Source organism: Actinomadura sp. 3N407 (genome assembly GCF_052245875.1).
Lineage (GTDB): Bacteria > Actinomycetota > Actinomycetes > Streptosporangiales > Streptosporangiaceae > Spirillospora.
Genome location: NZ_JBQQBP010000101.1, coordinates 1 through 546 on the forward strand (window position 1 = coordinate 1; position 546 = coordinate 546).

Below are 546 nucleotides of genomic sequence, written 5' to 3' on the forward strand. Positions count from 1 at the left end.
GTCTGGTCCTGCGCGTGGTTGAACTCGGAGTGACGTACGCCTGTCCCAGCCGTCATGCGTTGCACGTCGCCGGGGCGCAGTACGCTGCCATTGCCCATGCTGTCCTTGTGCGCCAGCTCACCGTCCAGCACGTAGCTGATGATTTCCATGTCGCGGTGGCCGTGCGTGCCGAAGCCCATGCCGGCGGCAACGCGGTCTTCGTTGATGACGCGTAGCGGCCCGAACTGGACGTGCTCCGGGTCCATGTAATCGGCAAACGAGAAGCTGTGATACGACTTGAGCCAGCCGTGGTCTGCGTAACCGCGGTCTTGAGAGTGGCGGATTTCAATCATTTTGATGAATCTCCTATCCAAATTACTGCGTTGATGTGTGAATGGTACGCAGATTGGCTATAGTTGCGCCGTACGGCTTTGATTCATTCCATCAAAAATTCTGAATATGGCGCTCTCGCTGGAATCCCTGGAAGTCTTGGACGCGATTGAACGCAAGGGTAGCTTTGCCGCCGCCGCGCATGAACTGGGCAAGGTGCCCTCCGCGCTCACGTAT

At 57.7% G+C, this 546-nt stretch carries 1 protein-coding gene; it reads right to left on the minus strand.

What is annotated here, in order from left to right:
• A partial coding sequence (locus ACTWPP_RS45130; protein WP_443110639.1) for a pirin family protein occupies positions 1–332 on the minus strand: 332 nt, incomplete at its 3' end.
• Positions 333–546: the final 214 nt, after the last annotated feature.